The 22700-nt window shown below is 71.2% G+C and carries 20 protein-coding genes, 1 tRNA gene, 1 other RNA gene and 1 pseudogene; 4 read left to right on the top strand and 19 right to left on the bottom strand.

Features of this window, described 5'->3' with window-relative positions; all coding sequences use genetic code 11:
* Window positions 1-103 precede the first annotated feature (103 nt).
* The 6 genes from BCF74_RS07040 to BCF74_RS17555 all read right to left on the bottom strand — a co-directional run bounded on the left by BCF74_RS07040 (window position 104) and on the right by BCF74_RS17555 (window position 5869).
* Window positions 104-1303 (bottom strand): pyrophosphate--fructose-6-phosphate 1-phosphotransferase, encoded by a 1200-nt coding sequence (locus BCF74_RS07040; RefSeq protein WP_106297247.1) that lies wholly within the window; start codon window positions 1301-1303, stop codon window positions 104-106.
* A gap of 130 nt (window positions 1304-1433) precedes the next feature.
* Complete coding sequence (locus tag BCF74_RS07035) at window positions 1434-2468, bottom strand: LytR C-terminal domain-containing protein (protein ID WP_106297246.1); 1035 nt, start codon at window positions 2466-2468, stop codon at window positions 1434-1436.
* A 304-nt stretch (window positions 2469-2772) separates the two neighbouring features.
* Window positions 2773-3846 (bottom strand): aspartate-semialdehyde dehydrogenase, encoded by a 1074-nt coding sequence (locus BCF74_RS07030; protein WP_106297245.1) that lies wholly within the window; start codon window positions 3844-3846, stop codon window positions 2773-2775.
* A gap of 45 nt (window positions 3847-3891) precedes the next feature.
* Window positions 3892-5181 (bottom strand): aspartate kinase, encoded by a 1290-nt coding sequence (locus BCF74_RS07025; RefSeq protein WP_106297244.1) that lies wholly within the window; start codon window positions 5179-5181, stop codon window positions 3892-3894.
* Between the two features lie 158 nt (window positions 5182-5339).
* Window positions 5340-5609, bottom strand: a complete 270-nt coding sequence (locus tag BCF74_RS07020) for a hypothetical protein (protein WP_106297243.1) — start codon at window positions 5607-5609, stop codon at window positions 5340-5342.
* The gene (locus BCF74_RS17555; protein ID WP_218279213.1) at window positions 5606-5869 is read right to left on the bottom strand and encodes a hypothetical protein; all 264 of its coding nucleotides are present in this window, start codon (window positions 5867-5869) and stop codon (window positions 5606-5608) included. The genes BCF74_RS07020 and BCF74_RS17555 overlap by 4 nt, the downstream gene beginning before the upstream one ends.
* A 375-nt stretch (window positions 5870-6244) precedes the next feature.
* On the opposite strand from BCF74_RS17555, the pseudogene BCF74_RS17695 reads away from it, so the two are divergent.
* Window positions 6245-6613: pseudogene (locus BCF74_RS17695) on the top strand (HXXEE domain-containing protein); the annotation flags it as partial.
* 128 nt (window positions 6614-6741) lie between these two features.
* On the opposite strand, the gene BCF74_RS07005 reads toward BCF74_RS17695, so the two are convergent.
* The 5 genes from BCF74_RS07005 to BCF74_RS06985 form a co-directional block, all read right to left on the bottom strand.
* Entirely contained in the window at window positions 6742-7335 is a 594-nt protein-coding gene (locus BCF74_RS07005) for a DUF5063 domain-containing protein (RefSeq protein WP_106297240.1), read from the bottom strand.
* The gene (recR, locus tag BCF74_RS07000) at window positions 7328-7927 is read right to left on the bottom strand and encodes a recombination mediator RecR (protein ID WP_106297239.1); all 600 of its coding nucleotides are present in this window, start codon (window positions 7925-7927) and stop codon (window positions 7328-7330) included. The genes BCF74_RS07005 and recR overlap by 8 nt, the downstream gene beginning before the upstream one ends.
* Window positions 7928-8104: 177 nt before the next feature.
* A complete protein-coding gene (locus BCF74_RS06995; RefSeq protein WP_106297238.1) occupies window positions 8105-8782 on the bottom strand; it encodes a lysophospholipid acyltransferase family protein in 678 nt (225 codons plus the stop codon).
* Window positions 8779-11232 (bottom strand): DNA polymerase III subunit gamma and tau, encoded by a 2454-nt coding sequence (locus BCF74_RS06990; protein WP_106297237.1) that lies wholly within the window; start codon window positions 11230-11232, stop codon window positions 8779-8781. The genes BCF74_RS06995 and BCF74_RS06990 overlap by 4 nt, the downstream gene beginning before the upstream one ends.
* A gap of 192 nt (window positions 11233-11424) precedes the next feature.
* Window positions 11425-12621 (bottom strand): hypothetical protein, encoded by a 1197-nt coding sequence (locus BCF74_RS06985; protein ID WP_146132894.1) that lies wholly within the window; start codon window positions 12619-12621, stop codon window positions 11425-11427.
* A 55-nt stretch (window positions 12622-12676) separates the two neighbouring features.
* Here BCF74_RS06985 and BCF74_RS06980 point away from each other — a divergent pair, with 55 nt between their 5' ends.
* The gene (locus BCF74_RS06980; RefSeq protein ID WP_106297235.1) at window positions 12677-12964 is read left to right on the top strand and encodes an ATP-binding cassette domain-containing protein; all 288 of its coding nucleotides are present in this window, start codon (window positions 12677-12679) and stop codon (window positions 12962-12964) included.
* A gap of 29 nt (window positions 12965-12993) precedes the next feature.
* Entirely contained in the window at window positions 12994-13716 is a 723-nt protein-coding gene (locus tag BCF74_RS06975; RefSeq protein WP_106297234.1) for a DsbA family oxidoreductase, read from the top strand.
* A gap of 123 nt (window positions 13717-13839) precedes the next feature.
* Here the strand turns inward: BCF74_RS06975 and ffs are convergent.
* The 8 genes from ffs to BCF74_RS06935 form a co-directional block, all read right to left on the bottom strand.
* Window positions 13840-13936: signal recognition particle sRNA small type (ffs, locus tag BCF74_RS06970), an RNA gene on the bottom strand.
* Window positions 13937-14014: 78 nt separating this feature from the next.
* Window positions 14015-14944: an N-acetylmuramic acid 6-phosphate etherase gene (locus BCF74_RS06965; RefSeq protein ID WP_106297233.1), complete on the bottom strand. Its 930-nt coding sequence runs from the start codon at window positions 14942-14944 to the stop codon at window positions 14015-14017.
* 43 nt (window positions 14945-14987) lie between these two features.
* Complete coding sequence (locus BCF74_RS06960) at window positions 14988-15902, bottom strand: MurR/RpiR family transcriptional regulator (RefSeq protein WP_106297232.1); 915 nt, start codon at window positions 15900-15902, stop codon at window positions 14988-14990.
* 9 nt (window positions 15903-15911) lie between these two features.
* Complete coding sequence (locus tag BCF74_RS06955; protein WP_106297231.1) at window positions 15912-17699, bottom strand: serine hydrolase domain-containing protein; 1788 nt, start codon at window positions 17697-17699, stop codon at window positions 15912-15914.
* Complete coding sequence (locus tag BCF74_RS06950; protein WP_106297230.1) at window positions 17696-19036, bottom strand: exo-beta-N-acetylmuramidase NamZ family protein; 1341 nt, start codon at window positions 19034-19036, stop codon at window positions 17696-17698. The genes BCF74_RS06955 and BCF74_RS06950 overlap by 4 nt, the downstream gene beginning before the upstream one ends.
* Window positions 19037-19131: 95 nt before the next feature.
* Window positions 19132-20943, bottom strand: coding sequence for a glycoside hydrolase family 3 protein (locus BCF74_RS06945; RefSeq protein WP_106297229.1), 1812 nt, complete (start codon window positions 20941-20943; stop codon window positions 19132-19134).
* A gap of 235 nt (window positions 20944-21178) precedes the next feature.
* Window positions 21179-21266, bottom strand: a tRNA-Ser gene (locus BCF74_RS06940).
* 43 nt (window positions 21267-21309) lie between these two features.
* Complete coding sequence (locus BCF74_RS06935; protein WP_106297228.1) at window positions 21310-22167, bottom strand: helix-turn-helix domain-containing protein; 858 nt, start codon at window positions 22165-22167, stop codon at window positions 21310-21312.
* 70 nt (window positions 22168-22237) lie between these two features.
* Here BCF74_RS06935 and BCF74_RS06930 point away from each other — a divergent pair, with 70 nt between their 5' ends.
* Window positions 22238-22606, top strand: a complete 369-nt coding sequence (locus tag BCF74_RS06930) for a VOC family protein (RefSeq protein ID WP_106297227.1) — start codon at window positions 22238-22240, stop codon at window positions 22604-22606.
* Window positions 22607-22700: the final 94 nt, after the last annotated feature.

Here is a 22700-nt window from a genome sequence, read left to right as displayed (position 1 = left end):
ATGGAGGGACGACTCGCCACGGGAAGGACGAGTCACCACGCTTGGGACAACTCGAGCGGGATGGTGCAGCTCGACCTGGACCGGCCGGCATACGCCAACCAGCTCAGGGCTGGCCGAGCGAGGCCTTGAGCTCGGTGAACCAGGGCACGGACACATCGAATGCCTTGCCGCCGGCGATCCGCGGGAACTCGATGACCCGCAGCTCGTCGCCGCGCTCCTCGTCCTCGCCGACGACACCGGACTCACCGCGCAGCGCCGCGTCGACGGCGTGGTCGGTGCAGCGCCGGATGAGCTCGAGGTCCTCCGGCCCGGCCGCAGCCGACCGCGAGAAGTAGCCCGACTTCTGCACCATGACCTTCTCGGCGCCGAGCCGCTCGGCGAACTGCCGCCCGAACCACGCACCCGGGTTGACCTTGTCGAGCTGGACATGGCCGAACGGGTCGACCGGCACCTCGAGCCCGGCCGCCTCCATCTCGGCGACGACCTCGCTCACGCCGGCGCCCTCGGACAGGAAGATGTTGACGCAGCCGATCTCGTCCATGACCCCACGCAGCCGCTCCCCCTCGGCCGCGAGGTCGATCGCCGCCTCGGGCACATAGACCGCATGCACGTCCCAGCGACGCGAGTCGAGCCCGATCCCGGGCAGCCACTGCTGCTCCCCCACCCAGGCGTGGTGGCGGCGCGCGGTCTCGGCGGTGAGCCAGCCGCAGTGCCGGCCCATGACCTCGTGGATGATGAGCATCCGCGGGTTGGAGGAGTGCTCGGCGAGGACGTTCCGGGCAAACAGTGCGCCCTGCTCGGCCGCCGTCCACGCGCCGAGCGACTGCCGGATCGGTACGACGTCGTTGTCGATCGTTTTCGGCAGACCGACGACGGTGAGCGGGTAGTCGTTCTCGGCGAGGTATGCCGCGAGGTCGGCTGCCGTGGTGTTCGTGTCGTCGCCACCGATGGTGTGCAGGACGTCGACACCGTCGGCGGTGAGCTGCTCGGCCGCGACGTGCAGCGGGTCCTGGCCCTCCTGCACGAGGCCGCGCTTCACGGCGTCGGCGACGTTGGTCAGCTTGACCCGGCTGTTCCCGATCGGCGAGCCGCCGAACCTGAGCAGAAGCGCTGCTCCCTCACGCACCTCCGGGGTGACCTCGATCGAGCGGCCGGTGAGCAGGCCGGCATACCCGCTCTCGTAGGCGATGATCCGCACGTCGGGCGCGATCTCGGTGTAGCGCTCGATGAGCCCGCCGACGGCGGCGGAGAGGCAGGGCGCGAGGCCCCCGGCGGTGAGCAGGGCAACGGTCTGGACGGCCATGCCCCCAAGTCAACCAGTGTGACGGGCGACACACCCAGCACCGCCCGCGTCGTGGACGCGGTGTTCGTATGCCGGCCGGCCGGCATACGTGAACACGGTCACCGACCGCAGCCGGTCGGCAGACGACGACTCAGTCGCAGGGGCGCATCACGGTGGGCGGCGGGTCCTTGCGCACGGGCGGCGGCTTGGGCACGTCGGCGACGGGCACGAGCGTCTCGAAGTTGTTGCCGAGGACGACGTCGATCGTCATGTTGTCGCGGCTGACCTGGTCGAGCCGGGCACCGGGGAAGTGCTTCGCGACGAGCTTGGCCGCGAGGTCGGCGTCCTGGCCGTAGCGGATGACGGCGGTGTCCTTGGGCAGGAACGACTTGTCCGGGTCGTTGCCCGACTTGCCGACCTTGAACCCGCGCTTCTTGAGCTCGGCGAGGGTGTCGGTGGCGAGCCCGGGCTTCCACGTCGCGTTGTAGACGTTGACGGTGAACTCGTTGAGCTTCGGGGGCTTGGGCGGGGGTGCCGGGAGCATCTTCGTGAAGTCCGCGCCGAGGACGAACGAGATGTCCGTGCCCTTGCGGCCGTCGTAGGCGAGCTCGGCGCCCGCGATCGTCTGGGCGGCGAGGAGGGCCTGGTCGAGACCGTTCTTGCCGTGGAAGATCTTGACCGGGGCCTTGACGTAGAGGCTGCGCGGGGCGGTCTCCATGCTCGTGACCTTGAAGCCGCGACGGGTGAGGTCGCGCCCCACATCGGTCGCCGCGCCGTTCTGGCCCGACGCGTTCATGACGACGATGGAGAAGGAGCCCGCGGGCGGCGCAGGCACCTTGACCGGCTGGCACTTCGGCGCAGGCGCCTCGTGGCTCATGAGTCCGGTGCCGTATGCCGTGGCGATGCCTGCCGTGCCCACGAGGACTGCGGGGATGGTGACGAAGAGGACGAGGTGGCGGACCTGGTAGCGGCGCCAGATCTGGTCGTCGCTGAGGGCCTCCTGCGCCTTGGCGCGCTCGAGGAGCTGCTCGTGCACGGTCTCACGCGTCGCCTCGACACTCTTCTTGGCGATGCCGCGCGCCGCCCCCGCGGCGCGCACCGGAAGTGCGGAGAGGTCCTGAGCGCGTCGCTCGGCCAGCTCCTGCTCGTGCGTGCGCTGACGCTTCGAGCGCCACGAACGGATCACGATCCCTCCTCGGTTCCTGTCGTCGGTCCAGCACGTGCGGTCCCACAACCGCACCTCTATTGCACCACGAGTCACATGAGTCACACGAGTAACACGCCCGGATCGTCACCGGACCGAGACCGCGGAGCCGCTCCACCCCGAGCGTTGACCGCATCATCACACGTGCCGGTGACGCGTTGTTGACCGCCCGGTCACGGCGCCATCACGCGAGACGGCGCCGTGACCGCAGAGCTCCCGGAGCGACGGACCCGCAGGACGCCCGGAGCGTCGGCTGGGCGGGGGCGTCAGCAGCGCCCACGAGACGTCAGAGTGTCTCGGCCACCAGCTCGGCGGTCTGGATCATGTTGAGCGCGGCACCCTTGCGCAAGTTGTCGCCCACGACGAAGAGGTCGAGGGTGCGTGGGAAGTCGATGGCCTGACGCATGCGACCCACGAACCGCGGGTCGGCCCCGACCATGTCCACCGGCGTCGGGAACTCGCCGTGCTCCGGGTCGTCCATGACGACCACGGCCGGCGCCTCGACGAGGGCCTGCCGGGCCTTCTCGACCGGGATGGACCGGGCGAAGGTCGCGTGCACCGACACCGAGTGGGCCGAGATGACCGGGACCCGCACACACGTCGCCGAGACGCGCAGCTCCGGCATGCCGAGGATCTTGCGGGTCTCCTGGCGGATCTTGGACTCCTCCGAGCTCCACCCGTCGCCGACGTGGCTGCCCGCGAAGGGCAGCACGTTGAGCGCCAGCGGTCCGCCGAACATCGACGGCCCGAGCTCGTGCTCGATGGCACGACGCACATCCCCCGGACGCATGCCGAGCTCGCGGTCCGCGCCGACGACCTCCATCTCGTCGCGCAACCGGGTCATCCCGGCGCGGCCGAGGCCGGACGCCGCCTGGAAGCTCGTCACGACGAGCTCGGTGAGCTGCCACTGCCGGTGCAGGACAGCCAACACGTCGATCATCGTCATGACCGTCGCACCGGGGTTGGCGATGATGCCCTTGCTCCGCTCGCGCACGGCCTCGGGGTTGATCTCCGGGACGACGAGAGGGACCTGCGGGTCGCGGCGGAACGTCGGGCTGTTGTCGATGACGACGGCGCCTCGCTCCACCGCCACGCCGGCCCACTGAGCGGAGATGTCGGGCGGGATGTCGACGACCGCGACGTCGACACCGTCGAAGAAGTCCGGTGTCAGGGCCTCGACCGTGAGGTCCTCACCCGCGACCCGGTGCACCGATCCCACGTCCTCAGGGCCGGCCGCGAGCCGGACGTCGCCCCAGATGTGCCGCCGGATCGGCAGCACGTCGCGCACGACGGTGCCGACGGCCCCGGTCGCCCCGACGATCGCGAGCGTCGGCGCGGCCGAACCCGTCACGGCAGCCATCCCGGCGGCCTCAGACCCGGCCGCAGCGCTCGGTGAGCCGCACCGTCAGCGCCCGGTGCCGGCATACACGACGGCCTCGCCGTCCTCGGAGTCGAGCCCGAACGCGGAGTGCACGGCACGCACCGCCTCGTCAAGGAGCTCGCTGCGGGTCACGACCGAGATCCGGATCTCCGAAGTGGAGATCATCTCGATGTTGACGCCCGCCTCGGCGAGCGCCTCGAAGAACGTCGCCGAGACGCCCGGGTTGGAGCGCATGCCGGCACCGACGAGGGAGAGCTTGCCGATCTGGTCGTCGTACTGCAGGCCGCTGAACCCGACCTGCTCCTGGATCGCCTGCAGCGCCTCCATCGCACCCTGGCCGTCGGTCTTGGGCAGCGTGAACGAGATGTCGGTGAGGCCGGTCTCGGTCGCCGACACGTTCTGGACGATCATGTCGATGTTGGCCTCGGACGCCGCGACGGCCTGGAAGATCTGGGCCGCCTTGCCCTTGGTGTCCGGGACGCCGACGACGGTGATCTTGGCTTCGCTGCGGTCGTGCGCGACGCCGGCGATGATCGGGGCTTCCACGGCTTCTCCTTCGAGGCCCTGCTGGGTGGGGCCGGGCTGGTCGGTGACGATCGTGCCCTCCTTCGGCGTGAAGGAGGACCGGACGTGGATCGGGATGTCGTAGCGGCGGGCGTACTCGACGCTGCGCAGGTGCAGCACCTTGGAGCCGCTCGCCGCGAGCTCGAGCATCTCCTCGGCGGAGATGCGGTCGATCTTGCGGGCCTTGGGGACGATGCGCGGGTCGGCCGTGAAGACGCCGTCGACGTCGGTGTAGATCTCGCACACGTCGGCCTTGAGGGCGGCCGCGAGCGCGACGGCGGTCGTGTCGGTGCCGCCGCGGCCGAGGGTGGTGATCTCCTTCGTCGTCTGGCTCACGCCCTGGAAGCCGGCGACGATGACGACGTGACCCTTGCCGAGCGCTTCGGTGATGCGGCCCGGGGTGACGTCGATGATCTTGGCCTTGCCGTGCGACTCGTCGGTGATGACGCCGGCCTGGCTGCCGGTGAACGAGCGCGCGCTGATGCCCAGGTCATGGATCGCCATCGCGACGAGCGCCATGCTGATCCGCTCCCCCGCGGTCATGAGCATGTCGAGCTCACGCGGCGGCGGGATGGGGCTGACCTCCTGGGCGAGGTCGAGCAGCTCGTCGGTCGAGTCCCCCATGGCGGACACGGCGACGACGACGTCGTTGCCGGCCTTGCGCGTCTCGGCGATGCGTCGGGCGACCCGCTTGATGCTCTCGGCGTCGGCGAGCGAGGAGCCGCCATACTTCTGGACGACGATGGGCACGTGGGTTCTCCCGTGGGTCGCGGGGACGGGTCGCGAGGCTCGCGCGGACGGCTGCGAGTCTAACGAGCGGGTCTGCGAGCAGGCTGTGCGCCCGTATGCCGGTCGCCCGCCTTCCGGTCACCGGTCACCGCTTACCCCTCAGGGCACGGGAGGTGCGGTCAGGCGACGAGCCGACAGGACGACGTCAGGGTGACGAGCCAGTCGTCGTTGTTGCCGCTGTTGGTTCCGTTGTCCGGGGTGAAGGTGTACCGGATCCGGAAGTCTGCGGTGGTCGTCGGCGTGTAGCTGACGCTGCCGGTCTCCGACTGGCCGACCACGCCGTTGTCGCCGAACTGCGAGGAACGCGAGCTTGACGAGCAGTTGCTCGGCGGGAGCACGAGCGTGCCGGTGCCCGTGCCGCCGTTTTGGGTGTAGCCGTTGAAGATCACCTTGATGACGGTGCCTGCCGCATCCAGAAGTTCGATCCTGAGTGACGTGTTGTAGGTGGTACACGCTCCACTCGACATGTTTCCTCCGCGGTCTGGAGGACGTAGTCGAACGTGTACGTGAAGTTCGCGGCCATGCCGAACGTCCCACTCATGAACGTCACGGTGGGAGCCGCGCCCGAGGTCCGGGTCGAGTCGGTGTAGAAACGCAGCTGGTTCGATGAGAGCCACGTCGCCGGTGCGTCGTTCAGGCCGGTGGTCATGGTCTTCGTCCACGTGCTTCCTGCGGGAATGGCCGCAGGGGTGTTGCAGGGAGAGGCGGCGAAGGCCGGAGCCGAGGCGGCAACGGCAGCGACCGGGACGGCCCACGCCGCACCTGCCGAGACGGCGCGACGGCTGGGCAGGCGAGCAGGGAGCGTACGAGGCGGGGTGGGCATGGGACTCCTTCGAGGGACACACGACGGGTCAGCTCGCCGTGCGCCGATGCAGGGGACCGAGCCACGACCGACGCTACGTGCTGGTAACCGCTGTCATTGAGGATTCAATCCTGTGTGTGACAGATCACCCCGGCGCCGTCGCCGGAGCTCCCGGCCAGCCCCCGGCCGTCCCGGCCGCCTGTGGGTCGTAGGGTCGGCGCCATGCGCCGCCGAGCTGCCGCTCTCCTGTTCGCCGCCTGGGCGGCTCATGACGCCGAGGAGTGGTTCGCCGTGGGGCCGTGGACCCGGGCCGTGGCCGAGGGACGAGTCGACGTCCCCGCCTGGGCCCGGCGAATTCCGTTCCTGCGCGAGCCCACGAGCGACAGGCGCCAGCGAGCCGCCATCGTCGCCATGGGCGCGCTCATCGGCTCCGCCGCGGCTGCCGGCGCCGCCACCCGCGGCCGGTCCCAGTGGTACCGAGCCGGCGTCACGGCATACGGAATCCACGGCGTGGGGCACCTGCTCGCGTCGGTCGCGGTGCGCGGCTACACGCCCGGCGTCGCGACCACACCCCTCACCGTCCTGCCGTATGCCGTGTGGGCCCTTCGCACGAACCCGCACCGCGTGACCGCGCGGACCCTGGCCGTGGCCGCGACGAGCCTGCCGGTCTCCCTCGCCGTGAGCCACGCCATCGGCGGCGCGGTGGAACGACGCCTTGATCAGGGGTGGAGGGCGTCGAACTCGGCCTCGGCGACGGCGTCCGCGTCGGCATCGAGGCGGACGTGGGCGAGCAGCGCCTGGTGCACGCGAAGCGCGCTCGCCGCCCGCTCGCCCCAGTCGGACAGGTAGCTGAACTGCCACCACCACAGCGCTTCGAGCACCCGACCCGCGTCGTAATGGTTCAGGCCGTGGGTGAGGCAGCCGGCGACGAGGGTGAGGTCGTTGGCGAGTGAGCCGGTCGTGAGCTCGGGGTCGGTGACGGGGTCGACGACGTCGGCGTACTCGTCGAGGCCCTCGAACATGTTGGCGAGGTTCTCGCGCAGCGGGTCGAGCTCGGTGTCCGGGCCGGTGTCGGCCTCGAACCGGTCCTCCGGCACGACGTCCTCGATCGCGCCGAGCCGGGCACCCATGACGAGCACCTGGGAGAGGGCCAGGAGCCCGAGCGGGAGGGCCGCCGCCGGGTTGGCGCCGGAGGCGATGTCGGTGACCGTCGTGATGTAGGTGCGAACCTCGGCGGCCGAGTCGTCGGCGAGCGCGCGCAGGTCGGAGAGCTGCTCGTCCGGAACGGCGCTGGTCGAGGGCTGGTCAGGCATCGAGGAGCCTCCGTCCCTCGAAGGCCCGGCCGAGGGTGACCTCGTCGGCGTACTCGAGGTCGCCGCCGACCGGGAGGCCCGAGGCGAGACGCGTGATCTTGAGGTCCATGCCCTTGAGGAAGCGCGCGAGGTAGCTCGCCGTCGCCTCGCCCTCGAGGTTGGGGTCGGTCGCGATGATGATCTCGGTGACCTCGCCGCTGGCGAGTCTCGTCATGAGCTCGCGGAAGTGCAGGTCGTCCGGACCGATGCCGTCGATGGGGCTGATCGCGCCGCCGAGCACGTGGTAGCGGCCGCGGAACTCGCGCGTCCGCTCGATGGCGACGACGTCCTTGGGCTCCTCGACGACACAGATGCTGCCCGGGTCGCGGCGCGGGTCGGCGCAGATCTTGCACTGCTCGGCCTCGGCGACGTTGAAGCACGTCGCGCAGAACCGGACCTTGTCCTTGACCTGGGTCAGCGCGTCGGTGAGGCGCTGCACGTCGACGGCGTCGGCGGCGAGGAGGTGGAACGCGATGCGCTGCGCCGACTTCGGCCCGACGCCGGGGAGGCGGCCGAGCTCGTCGATGAGGTCCTGCACTGCGCCTTCGTACACACATGCAGCCTAGGCCACCGAGCCGTCAGCGGCCTCGTCCCGCGCCTGGCGGTCCTGAGGCAAGGGAACCTTCGGGCGTGGGGCCGAGGCAAGGGAACCTTGAGTGAGGTGCGACTACCGAAGCCGCACCTCGCTCCAGGTTCTCGCATGGGGCGGGAAAGTTGGGGTGGGTGGGCCTCAGGGGCCGACGGAGGGCGGGTGCTCGTTGTAGGTGTCGGCCCGCTCCTGTCCGGACAGTGCCGCGATGGCGTCCATGACGTCGTCGGTGAGCTGGCGACGCGCGCGCCCGGCCGGCAGACCGGCATACGCCTCGGGACGGATCGGCTCCCCGAACGAGACGGTGACGTCCGCGAGCCGCAGCCCACGCGCCCCGACCGGCTGCACCTTGTCGGTGCCGATGAGGCCCACGGGGACGACCGGCACCCCGGCCGTCAGGGCCAAGAACGCCACCCCGGTCTTGCCGCGGTAGAGCCGCCCGTCGCGCGAGCGCGTGCCCTCGGGATAGATGCCGAACGCCTTGCCCGCCCGCAGCACCTCGAGCGCGAGGTCGAGCGAGTCCTTGGCGGCGCTCGAGGAGTCGCGGTCGACGGGGATGGCGTCGCCGGCCTCCATGAACCCGCGCACGAAGCGGCCGCGCAGTCCGGTGCCGGTGAAGTAGTCGGACTTCGCGAGGAAGGCGACCTTGCGCGGTGACGCGATGGGGATGGCGAAGCTGTCGATGAACGACAGGTGGTTGCTCGCGAGGAGGACGCCACCCTCGCGCGGAACGTTGTCACGTCCGTTGATGGTCGGCCGCCACATGGCGTGGGCCAGCGACGTGATCGCCGTCCGGCCCACCCAGTAGTACGTGCTCATGCGTCCTCTTCGTGGATGACCTTCCCGCCGAGGACGCGCTCGACGACGGGGACACCGACCTCGCCGAGGCCTTCGATGTCCTCGTCATCGTCGCTGATGGCGGAGTCGTCGGCCAAGGGCGTCTCATCGGGGTCCGGTTCGGACGCCACCGCCTCGCGCGCCCGCGCATAGGGGCTGACGGGCGGCTCCTCGTCCGGCTGCGCCGTCGCCCACGCGGGCGCCTCGGCGCCGTCGTCGCTGTCACTCCCCCATTCGGCCTGTCGGGTTCCGGGTGAGCTGTCGTATGCCGGCCGCTCGCGTGTCTCGGTCGGCCCACCGTGGTGGGCCGCTCCAGGACCGTCGCGGTGTGTGTCGGGAGGCGTCACCGGCTCGACCATCGCGCCACCGGCAGCCGGTGCGCCCTCGCCGGGCCCACCCTGTCCGCCACCGCCGGCTCCATTCGCCGCTCCGTTGCCGGACGCGCCGGGACCCGGGCGGCGCGCGGGCGGGTTGCCGCCACCGCCGCGGGCAGGCGCGGCGGGCGCCGGGTCGGGGCGGCTCGGGTCGATGGGCGCGACGCCGGAACCGCCGGTGTCGACCGACGAGCCGTCAGCGGGCACGCCCTCGACCCGGACGTCGACGCCGAGGACATCGATGAGCGCCTGTTGGACATAGGTCGCGTGCGGGCCACGACGGAAGGTGTTGGCCAGGCCGGTCGTCGCAATGCCGAGGAGGAGGCGTTCACCGTTGTAGTCGAGGACCTGCGCGTGCTCGGAGACGAAGGTCCACGTCGTCCGACGCAGCTCGAAGACCTTGGCGAGGATGTCGGGCCAGGACCGCCGGATCGCTGCGGTGTCGAGTCCGCCGTGCGCCGGGCTCGGTTGCGGCGAGGAGGACTGTGCCGCAACGGTTTCCGTCTGGGCCGGCGCGTCTGCGGCGGGATCCTCGTCGCGACCGCTGGGGGCCTGCGTCGGGACGGGTTCGACGAACTGCGGCCCGTCCGGACCGGACTGCGGCTGCTGACCCGGCCCCGGATTCTGCGCGGGCTGCGCGCCGGGCTGCGCGTCGGGTTGCGGGTCGGGGCGCTCGCTCGGCGGCTCCTGCGGCGGCACGGGACGGCCCGCCTGGTCCGGCCCGGGAGAGGTCGGCGTCGGCGCAGGCTGGCCGGCTCCCGCCTGTCCCTGCGGAGCGCGGGTCGGGCTGGGTGCGGGCTGCGGCGAGGGTGACGGCTGCGGTGTCGGCGTCGGCGAAGACGCCGTGCGGGGTCCGCCCGCCACAGCGGCCGGCATACCCCCACCGCTGGGAACTCCGCCCACATCGAGGCGACGTTCGAGACGGTCGAGGCGGGCGGCATACCCGCTCTCCCCCGCGGCACCGGGAAGCAGCAGCCGCGCGGCGATGAGCTCGAGCTGCAGGCGCGGCGCGGTGGCCCCGGTCATCTCGGTGAGCCCGGCGTTGACGACGTCGGCCGCCCGTGACAGCGCACCCGGACCGAACGCCGCTGCCTGCTGGCGCATCCGCTCGAGCTGGTCCGGCGGCAGCGCCCTCAGCACCGCCGAGGCGCCGTCGGGCACGGCCGCAACGACGATGAGGTCGCGCAGCCGCTCGAGGAGGTCCTCGATGAAGCGTCGCGGGTCAAGACCGCTCTCGATGACCCGCTCGATCGCGGCGAACGCCCCGGCACCGTCGCCGGCACCGAACGCGTCGATCGCGGCATCAAGCAGCTCGCCGTCGGTGAAGCCGAGCAGCGACGCCGCCGACTCGTAGGTCAGTCCCTCGTCACCGGACCCTGCGATGAGCTGGTCGAGCACGGACAGCGAGTCACGCACCGACCCGCCGCCGGCGCGCACGACGAACGACAGCACGCCCGGCGCGACGGTCACCCCCTCGGCCGCGCAGAGCCGCTCCATGTAGTCGGTGAGCTGGCCGGGCGGCACGAGCCGGAACGGGTAGTGGTGGGTGCGCGAGCGGATCGTGCCGATGACCTTCTCGGGCTCGGTCGTCGCGAAGACGAACTTCACGTGCTCGGGCGGCTCCTCGACGATCTTGAGCAGCGCGTTGAAGCCCTGCGGCGTCACCATGTGCGCCTCGTCGATGATGTAGACCTTGTAGCGGCTCTGCGCCGGCCCGTAGGACGCGCGTTCGCGCAGGTCACGGGCGTCGTCGACACCACCGTGGCTGGCCGCGTCGATCTCGATGACGTCGACGCTGCCGGGGCCACCGCGCGCGAGTGCGACGCACGAGTCGCAGGTGCCGCACGGGGTGTCGGTCGGGCCCTGTTCGCAGTTGAGGCAGCGGGCGAGGATGCGGGCGCTCGTCGTCTTGCCGCAGCCGCGCGGGCCACTGAAGAGGTAGGCGTGGTTGACCCGCCCCGTGCGCAGGGCCTGCATGAGCGGCTCGGTCACGTGCTCCTGCCCGATGACGTCGGCGAACGTCTCGGGGCGGTAGCGGCGGTAGAGGGCGGTGCTCACCTCGTGAACCCTAGTCGCCGCCCGTGACAGCGCAGCGTCCAGGACGAGACCGTATGCCGTCCGCCCGCCTCCCGCCGCCGGGCTTGCTTGCGTCTGCGTGGATGGTCAGGTTCTCGACCATCCACGCAGACGGTGGCAAGGGCGCGCGCCCGAGACAGCCAGGAGCCGAGCCGGCGCACGGCCGACGCGCGCTCAGCCGGCCAGCACGACGAGGTGGAACAGCCCCGCGAAGAACCCGAGCACGCCGGCATACCCCGCGACCTGCCGCACCGACGGCAGAGCCCACGGCGGCGTCGGCGCACCGGCCTCGGCCATCGGGTCCGGCTCACCGGCGCGGAGCGCGATCGGCTCGGACCGTTCGCCGCGCGAGAGCATGCCGAAGTACCACCGGCCGAAGAGCGCGCGGCGTTGCGGGATCGCGGCGCCGGCGTCGGCGACCACCCAGCGCGGCGGCAGGAACGGTTCCCGGGACGCGGGCACCCACGCTTCGTGGACCTCCAGGGACTGCTGGAACGAGAGCAGGTCGTCGGCCTCGTCGTCGGCCCGATAGACCCGGTCCGGCTTGGGATAACGGCCCGGTCCCGGCTCCGGGCGCTCGTCCCACACGGCGAGCAGCGGCCGGACCATCCTCGGCGCCGGGTCGTACAGCAGGGCGACCCAGGCGACGCGAGGACGGGACCGGCCCGCCTCGTACGCGCGCAGGGCGAGACGGCGCGACGCGATCCCGCGCACCTCCCAGAGGACGTAGAAGGCCGCGACCCCGGCCGTCATCCAGAAGGCCGGTTCGGAACGGAAGACGGCGACGAAGCCGCCCGTCACCAGGAGGGCTGCGAGCGTCACCGCGAGGAGTCGTCGGCGGGCGCGCGTGATCTCACCACGCAGCATCGTCCCGACGGGTGCCGGCCGGCCGCGACGGCCGGGTGCGCGCCGCCCTCTCGCGCCCGGCGCCTCTGCAGCCTCGACCGTCGCAGCGCGACGGCGCTCGGCCCAGTAGGCATCCACGGCTCCGCGGTTGCGCCGCAGGATCGGGATGCTCACCAGGCTCGACCCGAGGATCCCGGCCACCCACCCGGTGACCGCCGCCCATCCCACCGGGACCGCCACGACGAACCCTGCGACAGCGAGGAGAAGGACGGCGAACGTCGCGACACCCGTCCGACGAGGGTGCCTGCCGGTGCGCGCCCACTCCTCCATCCCGAGCGCGAGGGCGCCGAGAGTCGCGGCGACCGCGGCGACGTAGGTGAGGACGACGAGCCACGGGCGCGCGTCGGGTCCCGCGTCGGCGGCCAGAGCGAACGCCACCGCCGCCCCCGCGGCGATGGCGACGACCGCGAAGGCGCGAGCCCACCGCGGGACAGGACGGTCGTCACGAGGGATCGGCGTGGTCACGGGCCCGATCATGCCGGTGACCGGGTCCGGATGACACGCCGGATAGCGTGGCGGCGTGGAGGTCAGGGCGGAAGGGGTCTCGAAGGTCATCGGCCCGGCGACCCTCCTCGCACCGGTCTCACTGCACGTTCCTGCCGGAACCTGCCTCGTCGTGCGCGGCCCGAACGGCTCCGGCAAGACCACCCTGCTGCGCACCCTTCTTGTCGGCGGGATGCTCTGGGGCGCACCGCGGTTCGCGTCCAACGGATGGTTCGTCATCACGACGTGGGTGGTCGCCGTCTGCGTCGTGTATGCCGGCCTGTCCCGTGTGCGGTCCGAGTCCCTCGCCCACCGCGACGTCTGACCCCAGCCCGCGCGACGTATCGTCGTGGGGTGCGCATCGATGTCTGGTTCGACCTGGTCTGCCCCTTCTGTCACGTCGGCAAGCGACGCCTTGAGCTGGCGCTGGAGGAGTTCGCTGCCGCGACGCCGGAGGGTGAGGAGCCGCGCGAGGTCGACGTCATCTGGCACAGCTACCAGCTCGACCGGAACGCCCCCGCGGTCATCGAGGGCTCGAACGTCGACCGTGTCGCAGCGAAGTACGGCCGCTCGCGCGAGGAGATGGTGGCGCAGCACGAGCAGATGGCGCGCGACGCCGCCGAGGTCGGGCTGGACTTCCAGTGGGACAAGGCCGTCGGCGGCAACTCCTTCGACGCGCACCGGGTCATCCACCTCGCCCGCGCCCGCGGCCTCGAGAAGCCGGTCATGGAGCGGCTCATGCGCGGGTGGTACTCCGAGGGCGCCGCGCTCGGCGACCGGGACACCCTCGTCCGGCTCGCCGTCGAGGCCGGGCTGGGCGAGAAGGACGTCCGCGAGATGCTCGGATCGGAGGACTACGGCTATGACGTGCGGGCCGACGAGGCGACGGCCAACCAGATCGGGATCACGGCCGTGCCCGCATTCGTGCTCGACCAGAAGTTCGCGGTGACCGGTGCCCAGCCGGTGGACGCGCTCGTCCGGGCACTGGAGCTGACCTGGGCCGACCGGCACAACGCCCCCGAGGCGCGCACCGAGGGCTGCGGAGGCTGTGACGGCGGCTGCGCCTGCGGCGCCTGACCCCGCATCCCCGACTTATTGCGCACAGTTCGCCCCACCCCCGACATATTGCGCACAGGTCGCACGCGAGCGCCAGCGAGCGTGCGAACTGTGCGCAATATGTCGGAAAGGTACGTGCCGGCATACGAAGACACCCCGCGTACCTGGAAGAGCTCACCTGCCCTTGCTGCATTCCTGCCCTGGGGGAGTTCAGTGAGGTACCACCACACGGGGTGCCGGACTCCATGCTAACCCGGGGCCTCGATGCCCACCGAATCCCGCTCGGCACCATGCCCCGGTAGGGCCGTCGGGCTTGTGCTCAGGCGCGCAGCCCGGCGAGGGCGGCGGCGACCGACCCGTCGTGCCCGGCCAGCGCAGCCGCTGCCGCGTCGACGGGCACACCCGCCAGCAGCGCGACGAGCGCCGGCTTGAGCTGCCCGTCGGCCTCGTCCAGGGCAGCCCGCGCCGTGTCCTCGTCCGCGCCGGTGGCCTCCTGGAGGATCCGTATGACGCGTCCGCGCAGCTTCGCGTTCGTCGCGACGACCTCGACCATGAGGTTGGACCACGTCCGGCCGAGTCGGATCATCACGGCCGTCGAGAACGCGTTGAGGACGAGCTTCTGCGCCGTGCCGGCCTTGAGCCGGGTCGAGCCGGTGACGACCTCGGGCCCGGTGTCGGGCGCGATGAGGTGGTCGACGACGTCGGCGATCTCGGCGCGCGGGTTCGACGTCACGAGGGCTGTGGCCGCCCCGCGGGCTCGCGCCTCCGTGAGCGCACCTCGCACGTACGGCGTCCGCCCCGACGCGGCGATCCCGATAGCGACGTCGTGCCGCGTGAGCCCCGATGCCTCGGCACGCCCCAGCTCCTCGTCGTCCTCGACGTTCTCGACGGCCTGGACGAGCGCACGCTCGCCGCCCGCATGGTGGGCGACGAAGAGCCCCTCGGGCGCGTTGAACGTCGGCATGAGCTCGGCTGCGTCGAGGACCGCCAACCGTCCCGACGTGCCGGCGCCGAAGTAGTGCACGCTCCCCCCTGCCCTGATCCCCTCGACCGCGCGGTCGACGACGCGGGCCAGCTCCGGCAGGACCGGTGCGATGGCCTCGGGCACGGTGCGATCCGCGTCGTTCATGAGGCGAAGGATCTCGAGCGAGGACGCCGTGTCGATGCCCCTCGTCCCCGGGTGGCGCTCCTCGGTGGGGGCGCTGACCCGGACCTCACCGGCGATCTCGCTCGAGACATCACTCGTCATGACGTGATTTTCTCACGCGCGCACGTATGACAGCGTGACTTGCTCACGAGACGTGGTGGCCTTCGACCGCCTTGCGGCTGTCGGCCACCGCCTTGCGGGCTCGCCGCAGGTCGCGTTGTGCCACGGCGATGTAGAGACAGTCGACGACGGTGAGCGCCGCGATCCGGCTGGCCGTGGCGCCCGAGCGCAGCGACGTCTCACGGGCCGCCGTCGTGAGGACGATGTCGGCGGAGCTCGCGAGCGGCGACAGCGGGAAGTTCGTCAACGCCACGGTCGTCGCGCCCCGCTCGCGCGCAACCCCGAGCGACTCGATCGTCTCCGCCGTCGCGCCCGTGTGGGAGATGCCGACCGCGACGTCACCACGACCAAGGAGGGTCGCGCTCGTGAGGGCGATGTGCGGGTCGTTCCACGCGAAGGAGACCAGACCGATCCGGTGCAGCTTGGACTGCAGGTCGCTTCCGACGAGGGCGCTCGCGCCGATGCCGTAGATGTCGACCCGGCTCGCCGCCGCGACCGCCGCGGCCGCGCGGGTCAACGCGTCGCGATCCAGCTGTTGCGCGGTCTCCTCGACGGCGCTGGAGTCGACGGCCGCGACCTTGGCGACGATGTCGTCGATCGTGTCGGTGGCGCTGATGTCACTGCCGGCCATCCGTTGTTCACGCGGCATCGCCGACTCGGCCGCGAGCGCGAGCCGGAGCTGCGGATACCCCTTGAGCCCGAGGCGCTTGCAGAAGCGCAGAACCGTCGTCTCCGACGTCTCGGCGGACCGAGCGAGCTCGGTGATCGTCAGGTCCGAGGCGCGTCGGGCGTCGGCAAGGACTTCGGTCGCCACCCGCTCCTCGGCGGGCGTGAGCGTGGGCCGTATGCCGCGCAGCCGGACGAGCAGCGGCGCGTCACCCATGTCTGCAGTGCTGTCGCGCGAGTCGGGACTGTCGTCGCGGGGCGTCGAGCGTGGCATGGCCCAAAACTACGACCTCCGGACGAGTGTCCAGCCCGAAGCCGTGAAGGCGCCGGAGTTCCCATCGCTGTCGACGAGGACGCCGGCGTCGCTGACGGCACGGACCCGGCTCACCGCCACACCGCGACCGAGGGTGTTGGCGTCGGTGGTGTAGCTCCAGCGCACGCCGGTCGTCCCACCGGGCAGCAACGCCCGCACGAGCGCCCACTTCCGCATCCCGGGCGTCCCGCTGACACTGCCGTCCTCGGCGTCGGGACGGGTCTCGCCGGGGTAGCGGTAGTCCAACGGCAACAACGTCCACGCCGCCCCCGCACTGCCCGGGTCACCACTCGTCACCTCGACCCTGAGGAGGTCGGTCTCCTCGGTCTCGGCGACGAGGTCGAACCCGAGCCGCGCACCCGCAGACGGAACCGAAAGCGGCACGGAGAGAACGGCATACGACGCATGGTTGGCCTGCGTCTCCCAGGCGACGTGCCTGCCACGCGGGCTCACCGGAAGCGCCCGACCGAGCCCGCCGGCCCACTCGCGGCGGGCGGGGTTGATGCTGCCCCACGACCGCGACGGGTGGACGCGGTTGGTCAGGAGGATCGCGATGGAGCGCGACTGGAAGTCGATGACGAGCGAGGTGCCGGTGTAGCCGGTGTGGCCGGCGGTGCGCGGGCCGCTGAGGGCGTCCATGTACCAGATCTGGTTGAGCTCGAAGCCGAGCCCATGGTCGTCGCCGGGGAAGTCCGTCGTGTAGTTCGTGATGAGCATCGCCACGCTCTTGCGCGTCAGGATCCGGCCGCCGCGGTAGGTGCCGCCGTTGAGCAGCGCCTGCCCGAGGATCGCCAGGTCGTCGACGGTGGAGAAGACCCCGGCGTGTCCGGCGACACCGCCGAGGGACCAGGCGTTCTCGTCGTGGACCTCGCCCCAGACCATGCCGCGCGACGGCGTCACCTGGTACTCGGTCGCGGCGGTGCGCTCGCGCTGGGTCGGGTTGTAGCCGGTGTCGCTCATGCCGAGCGGCCCGGTGATGTGCTCCGCGACGACCTCGTCGAGCGGCATGCCCCGCAGCTTCTCGACGAGGACGCCGAGAGTGATGAGGTTGAGGTCGCTGTAGAGGTAGGTCGAGCCGACCGGGTTGAGCAGCGGCTGGTTCATCACGGCCGCGATGCGTGATGCCTTGTCGGGGTAGCGGCTCCACAACGGCACCCACGCGACGAACCCACTCGTGTGCGTGAGCAGGTGCCGGATCGGCACCGACTCCTTGCCGTTCGCCGCGAACTCCGGCAGATAGGTCGCGACCGTCGCCTCCAGCTCGACCCGCCCCTCCTCGATGAGCTGGACGACGGCGATCGACGTGAACAGCTTGGACACCGACGCGAGGTCGAAGATCGTGTCGCGTCGCATCGGGATCCACTCCGAGCGCGGGAGCTCGGTCGTCGCGGTGGCGTAGCGCAGCGCCCAGCCGTCGACCTGGGTTGTGACGATCATGCCGTCGTGGGCCATGAGCCCGACGTGACCGGGGTAGAGCGGCGTCCCCCCAGCGGGCGCCGTCTGGTAGCCGATCACGCGCTGCTTCGCGATCTCGATCGGTGCCGGGTCGAGGCCGACGGAGGCGGGCGTGCCCTCACGCAGGACCGTCGACGGCGGGGCGAACCCGGTGAACGGCTTCGTGAAGTCCTCCGCGACGGCCGACGGCAGCTTCACGAAAAGCGCTGTCCCAGCGGCGATCCCGCCGTCGAGGACGACGCGACGCGAGACGCGACGCGTGACCTGACGGGAGACGTGCTGCGGCACCGGGCCCGCAGTCATCGCGCCGGCCCGCCGTAGATGAGGTAGGGCTTGCGCTGCGCCTCGAACGCCGCGAGCTCCGCCTGCCACGCCCCGATGACGGTGTCGGCGTCGGCACCCGCGGTGATCTGGTCGCGCAGTCGCGTCGAGCCGGTGAGCTTGTCGATCCAGTAGGGCCGCGCGGCGTCCCAGCTGTCGCGACGCCAGTCGAACTCGGGATAGAGCGCCTTGAGCGCGACGAGCATCTCGACGGCGGTGCGGATGGCGTCGACCTCGTTCCGGTCGGTGATGTGCACCTGCACACCGCCACAGACCTTGCCGACGTGCTTGTTGAACGTCGGCGTGAAGTAGGCCTCGCGGAACCCCACGCCAGGAAGGCCGCGCGTCGCGAGCCGTTCGGCCCAGCGGTAGTCGACGTAGGGCGCACCGATGAGCTCGAACGGCCGCGTCGTGCCACGCCCCTCGGAGAGGTTCGTGCCCTCGAACATGCCCGTCCCTGGGTAGACGAGCGCGGTGTCCGGCGTCGGCATGTTCGGGCTGGGGAGGACCCACGGAAGGCCGGTACCGGCATACGTCACGTCGCGGCGCCAGCCGCGCACCTCGACGACGGTGACCTCGTCGAGCGTCCGGCCGCCGGTGTCGCTCGCGAGGATCTCGCCATTGAGGAACCGCGCCAGCTCGCCGACGGTCATGCCGTGCTGCTGGACGATCGCCTCGGCGCCGACGCCGGAGGTGTAGGCCTCGGTCATCATCGGGCCGCGGGTCATGCCGCCGATGGGGTTGGGGCGGTCGAGCACGACGAGCGAGGCGCCGGTCTCGACGCACGCCTTCATCGCTGTGTACATCGTCCAGATGTAGGTGTAGAACCGCGCGCCGACGTCCTGGATGTCGAAGACGACCGTGTCGGTGCCGGACGCCTTGATCATCGACGCGAACTTCGCGGTGTTCGCGCCGTAGGCGTCGTAGACGGTGATGCCGGTGCGCTCGTCGACGTAGGTGTCCTCGGCCTCGCCGGCCTGCGCCGTGCCGCGGAAGCCGTGCTCGGGCCCGAAGACCGCCCGGATGTGGACGGTTCCGGCCTCGTGCATCTCGTCGACGATCGAGCGGAGGTTGCGCAGGATCCCGGTCGGGTTCGTGATGATGCCGACCTTGCGGCCGGCGAGGACGGACCAGTTGTCGGCCGCTGCGACGTCCGCGCCCGGCGTCACCGGTCGTCGTGGGTCGTTCGAGGCGGTGGCGTATGCCGTCCGCGCGCCTGCCGTGGTCGCGTGTGCCGGGGAGGCCCCGAGTCCGAGGGCGGCGGCGCCGGCGACCCCGACACCACCGGTGAGGAGCTGTCGACGGTTGGGTGCAGTCATGGTGCGCTTCCTTTGTTCTTCCCGACTGGTTGCCCGTTCGTGCACTCGTCGCTGCGCTTTTCACGCACGAACGGGCAACCAGTCGGGGTGTGGTTTCAGTAGGTGAGGCCGTGGCCGAACGGGTAGAGGATCGTGGACGGGTCGCCCTCGGCGGGGATGTCGACCGGCAGCTTCGCCGTCGGCGACACCGTCCCGGCGATGACGCGGGCGACGGCCTCGATGGCGACGGGACTGTAGGAGTAGGTCGCGAGGTAGGTCCGCGTGCCGGGCAGGTAGGCGATGTCGTAGGGGTCGCGGGTGGCGACGACGATGACGGGAATCCCGGTGTCCTGCAACGCCTTGACGAGCTTCTGCTGACCGGCGCGCTTGTCGGTGACGGCCGTGTCCCAAGCCTTCATCGTCGTGACGACGATCGCGTCCTTGCCCTGCGCCGCCGCGACCGCGGCCGCGATCTGAGCGTCGGTGGGCGAGGTGCCGGTGACGTTGGTCGTCGTCGTGGCGCCGGCCTCGGTCAAGCCCGCCGCGAGGGTCTGCGTCGTCGTCACGCCGTAGCCGGTGACGAGGACATTCTTGCCGCTCGCGGCGAGCGGGAGGACCTTGTCGTCGTTGACGACGAGGGTCGTCGTGCGGTTCGAGACGGCATCGGCGATGGCGAGGTTCTCGGCCGGACCGACGAGCTGCGGGACGGCGGAGACGTCGACCGTCGGGTCGGCGACGATGCCCCGACGGACCTTGAGCGCGAGGACGCGACGCAGCTTGTCGTTGATGGCCTTCTCGCTGATCCGGCCGGAACGCACGGCACCCAGCACCGCGGCATACGCCTCGTCCATCGCCGGCGTCATGAGGAGCTGGTCGACGCCGGCCTCGAGGGCGCGCACGGCAACCTCGGCGTCGCCGTAGAGGTCGCGCACCCCCTGCATGTTGAGGGCGTCGGTGACGATGACGCCCTCGTAGCCGAGCTCCTCCCGGAGCAGGCCGGTGAGGATCGGCTTGCTCAGCGTGGCCGGGTTGCCGGAGTCGTCGAGCGCCGGGAAGGACAGGTGCGCCGTCATGATCATGTCGATGCCCTTGTCGATCGCGGCCTGGAACGGCGGGCGGTCAATCTGCTCCCACTGCTCGCGGGTGTGCGTGATGACGGGGAACGCGACGTGGCTGTCGGTGGCGGTGTCGCCGTGGCCGGGGAAGTGCTTCGCGGACGCAGCGACGTTGCCGTCGTCCTGGTAGCCCTGCACCTGCGCCGCGACCATGCTGGCGGCGAGGTCCGGACGGCTCGAGAAGGAGCGCGTCCCGATGACCGGGTTGAGCGGGTTGACGTTGACGTCGGCAACGGGCGCGAAGTCGACGTTGATGCCCATGGCGCGCAGCTCCTCGCCGGTGATGCGGGCGGCGGTGCGGGCGTCCTCGGTGGAGCGGCCGGCTCCGAGCGCCATGGAGCCGGGGAACTGGGTTGCCGGCGGGCCGATCCGGGTGACGACACCCTGCTCCTGGTCGACGGCGACCTGCAGCGGCACCTTGACCTTCGACGGCTGGCTCAGCGCGGCCTGCTGGAGCCCGTTGGAGAGGCCGGCGATCTGGGTGGGGTTCGCGACGTTGTCGGTCCAGGCGAAGTAGATGATGCCGCCGAGGTGGTACTTCTGCACGACCTCGGCCGGGCTCGCGACGCCATAGAGCGGGAGGTTGCGGTCGTCGGGCGTGGTCGCGTCCTTGCCGTAGACGTTCTGGACGAAGAGCTGACCGACCTTCTCCTCCAAGGTCATGCGCGCGATGGTCGACTCGACCCAGCCGCGCGGACCGGCCGGGGTCGCGAGCGGGGTGCCGAACGCCGAGCGGGGGGCGGCCCCCGCGGCGAAGGAGACGGCGACCGCCGAGGCGATCGCGGTGCGGCGGGTGACGGGCCTGGGGGTCATGGCTTCTCCGGTTCCTCGGTGTTCACGACGATGTGAACAATTCACGCACTAGGGCTGCACCTTGGAACTTAGCCACGGCGTCGAGCCGATGCAAGAGGTCTAGCGCGGTCCCAGACGCGGAAACCGGGGTCGGACGCGGAGATATCCGCGGCCTGAACCGACTTCCGCGTCCAGCCGCGCCGACCTGCCAACATGAGTGTGGCCCCCCCGCTGCCGCGTGGGGGCCACACCTATTTGGCGGAGGATGGGGGATTTGAACCCCCGAGGGTTTTATCCCAACACGATTTCCAATCGTGCGCACTAGGCCACTATGCGAATCCTCCAACGGAGGAGGTTACCCGAGCGCCCACGCGCCGACGAAATCGCTCACCGACGCTCGCGGTACCGGCTCGGCGTCACCCCGACGAGGGTCGTGAAGTCACGGGTGAAGTGCGCCTGGTCGTAGAACCCGTGCCGCATCGCGAGCTCGGTCAGCGGCCCGTCGTACCCGTCGTCGAGGGCGCTGACGACGTCGTGCATCCGGTACCGCGCGAGCACCCACTTCGGCCCGACCCCGATGTAGTGGAGGAAGTCGCGCTGCAGCGTCCGCGTCGAGACGTGGTGCCGCTCCTCCACCTGCGCAACGGAGTAGAAGGTCCGGTCCTCGAGCATGTCGGCAACGACCCGGAGCACCCGCGCGTAGCGCTCGTCGACGTCGCGATCGCTCGGGAACGCGGCCTCGACGGCCGTCATCCCGCTCTCGTATGCCGTGTCGTCCCCGTCGAGGTCGAGCGCACCGAGCGCTGCACTCACCTCCGGTGACACGACCCCGGCGGCGGGCACGGTGCGGTCGGTCCAGTCGCGGGCACTGTGCCCGGTGAGTGCGGCGAGGCCGCCCGGCCGGAAGCGCATCCCGACGACGCGACCCCGCCCGCGGATGTCGACCCGGAAGCGGCGAGTGACGACCCCGGTGATGGCGACCTCCTCGCCGGCGAGCTCCGGCCGGGGGTGGGTGCCGCGTTCGACGGTGAGCGAGCACGTCGGGTGCGGCAGCGTCTCACTGTCGTAGGACGCGCCGTCGGGCAGGTCCCACCGGAGCGACCAGTGGTTCTCGACCCACGGCGCTACCCGCTCCGACGCCGGCCACCGGCGCACCTGCACGCGGCGGGAGAGCTCGTCGGGACGCAGGATCCCGGCATACGAAGCCGTCCGCTGCGGCGATGGCGGGTTTGTCCTAGCCGACACGGCCCCACCCTAGGCAGGCTCGGGGACACCCGACCCGAACTCGCCCACAGCGCCCGACCCAGGAGACGACATGGCCCTCGCCGCCCTCAAGATGCTCACCCTCGACAGTTCCGACGCCAGCCGCGACGCCGCCTTCTGGAACGCCGTCCTCGGCTGGGACATCGCGCACGACGCCGACGGCTACGCGATGCTCACCGGCCCCGACCACGCCCTCGGCTTCGGGACCGTCCCCGACTTCGAGGCGCCCAGCTGGCCGAACGAGCACGGCAGCAAGCAGTTCCACCTCGACCTCGCCGTCGACGACCTCGACGCGGCGGCGCAGGAGTGTGTCGCGCTCGGCGCCACCCTCCCCGAGGACCAGCCCGGCGACACGTGGCGCGTCCTGCTCGACCCGAGCGGCCACCCGTTCTGCCTCACCCAGGCCGCGAACTGGGGCTGACGCGTCCCGAACTCACCCAATTGGACGCTTCGGGACAGCGGACCTGACGCGTCCCGAACTCACCCAATTGGACGCTTAGGGACAGGCGCGAACC

The organism is Knoellia remsis (assembly GCF_003002895.1).
Lineage (GTDB): Bacteria > Actinomycetota > Actinomycetes > Actinomycetales > Dermatophilaceae > Knoellia > Knoellia remsis.
Note: the sequence above shows the minus strand (reverse complement) of the source record. Positions and strands in the feature narration are given on the sequence as shown.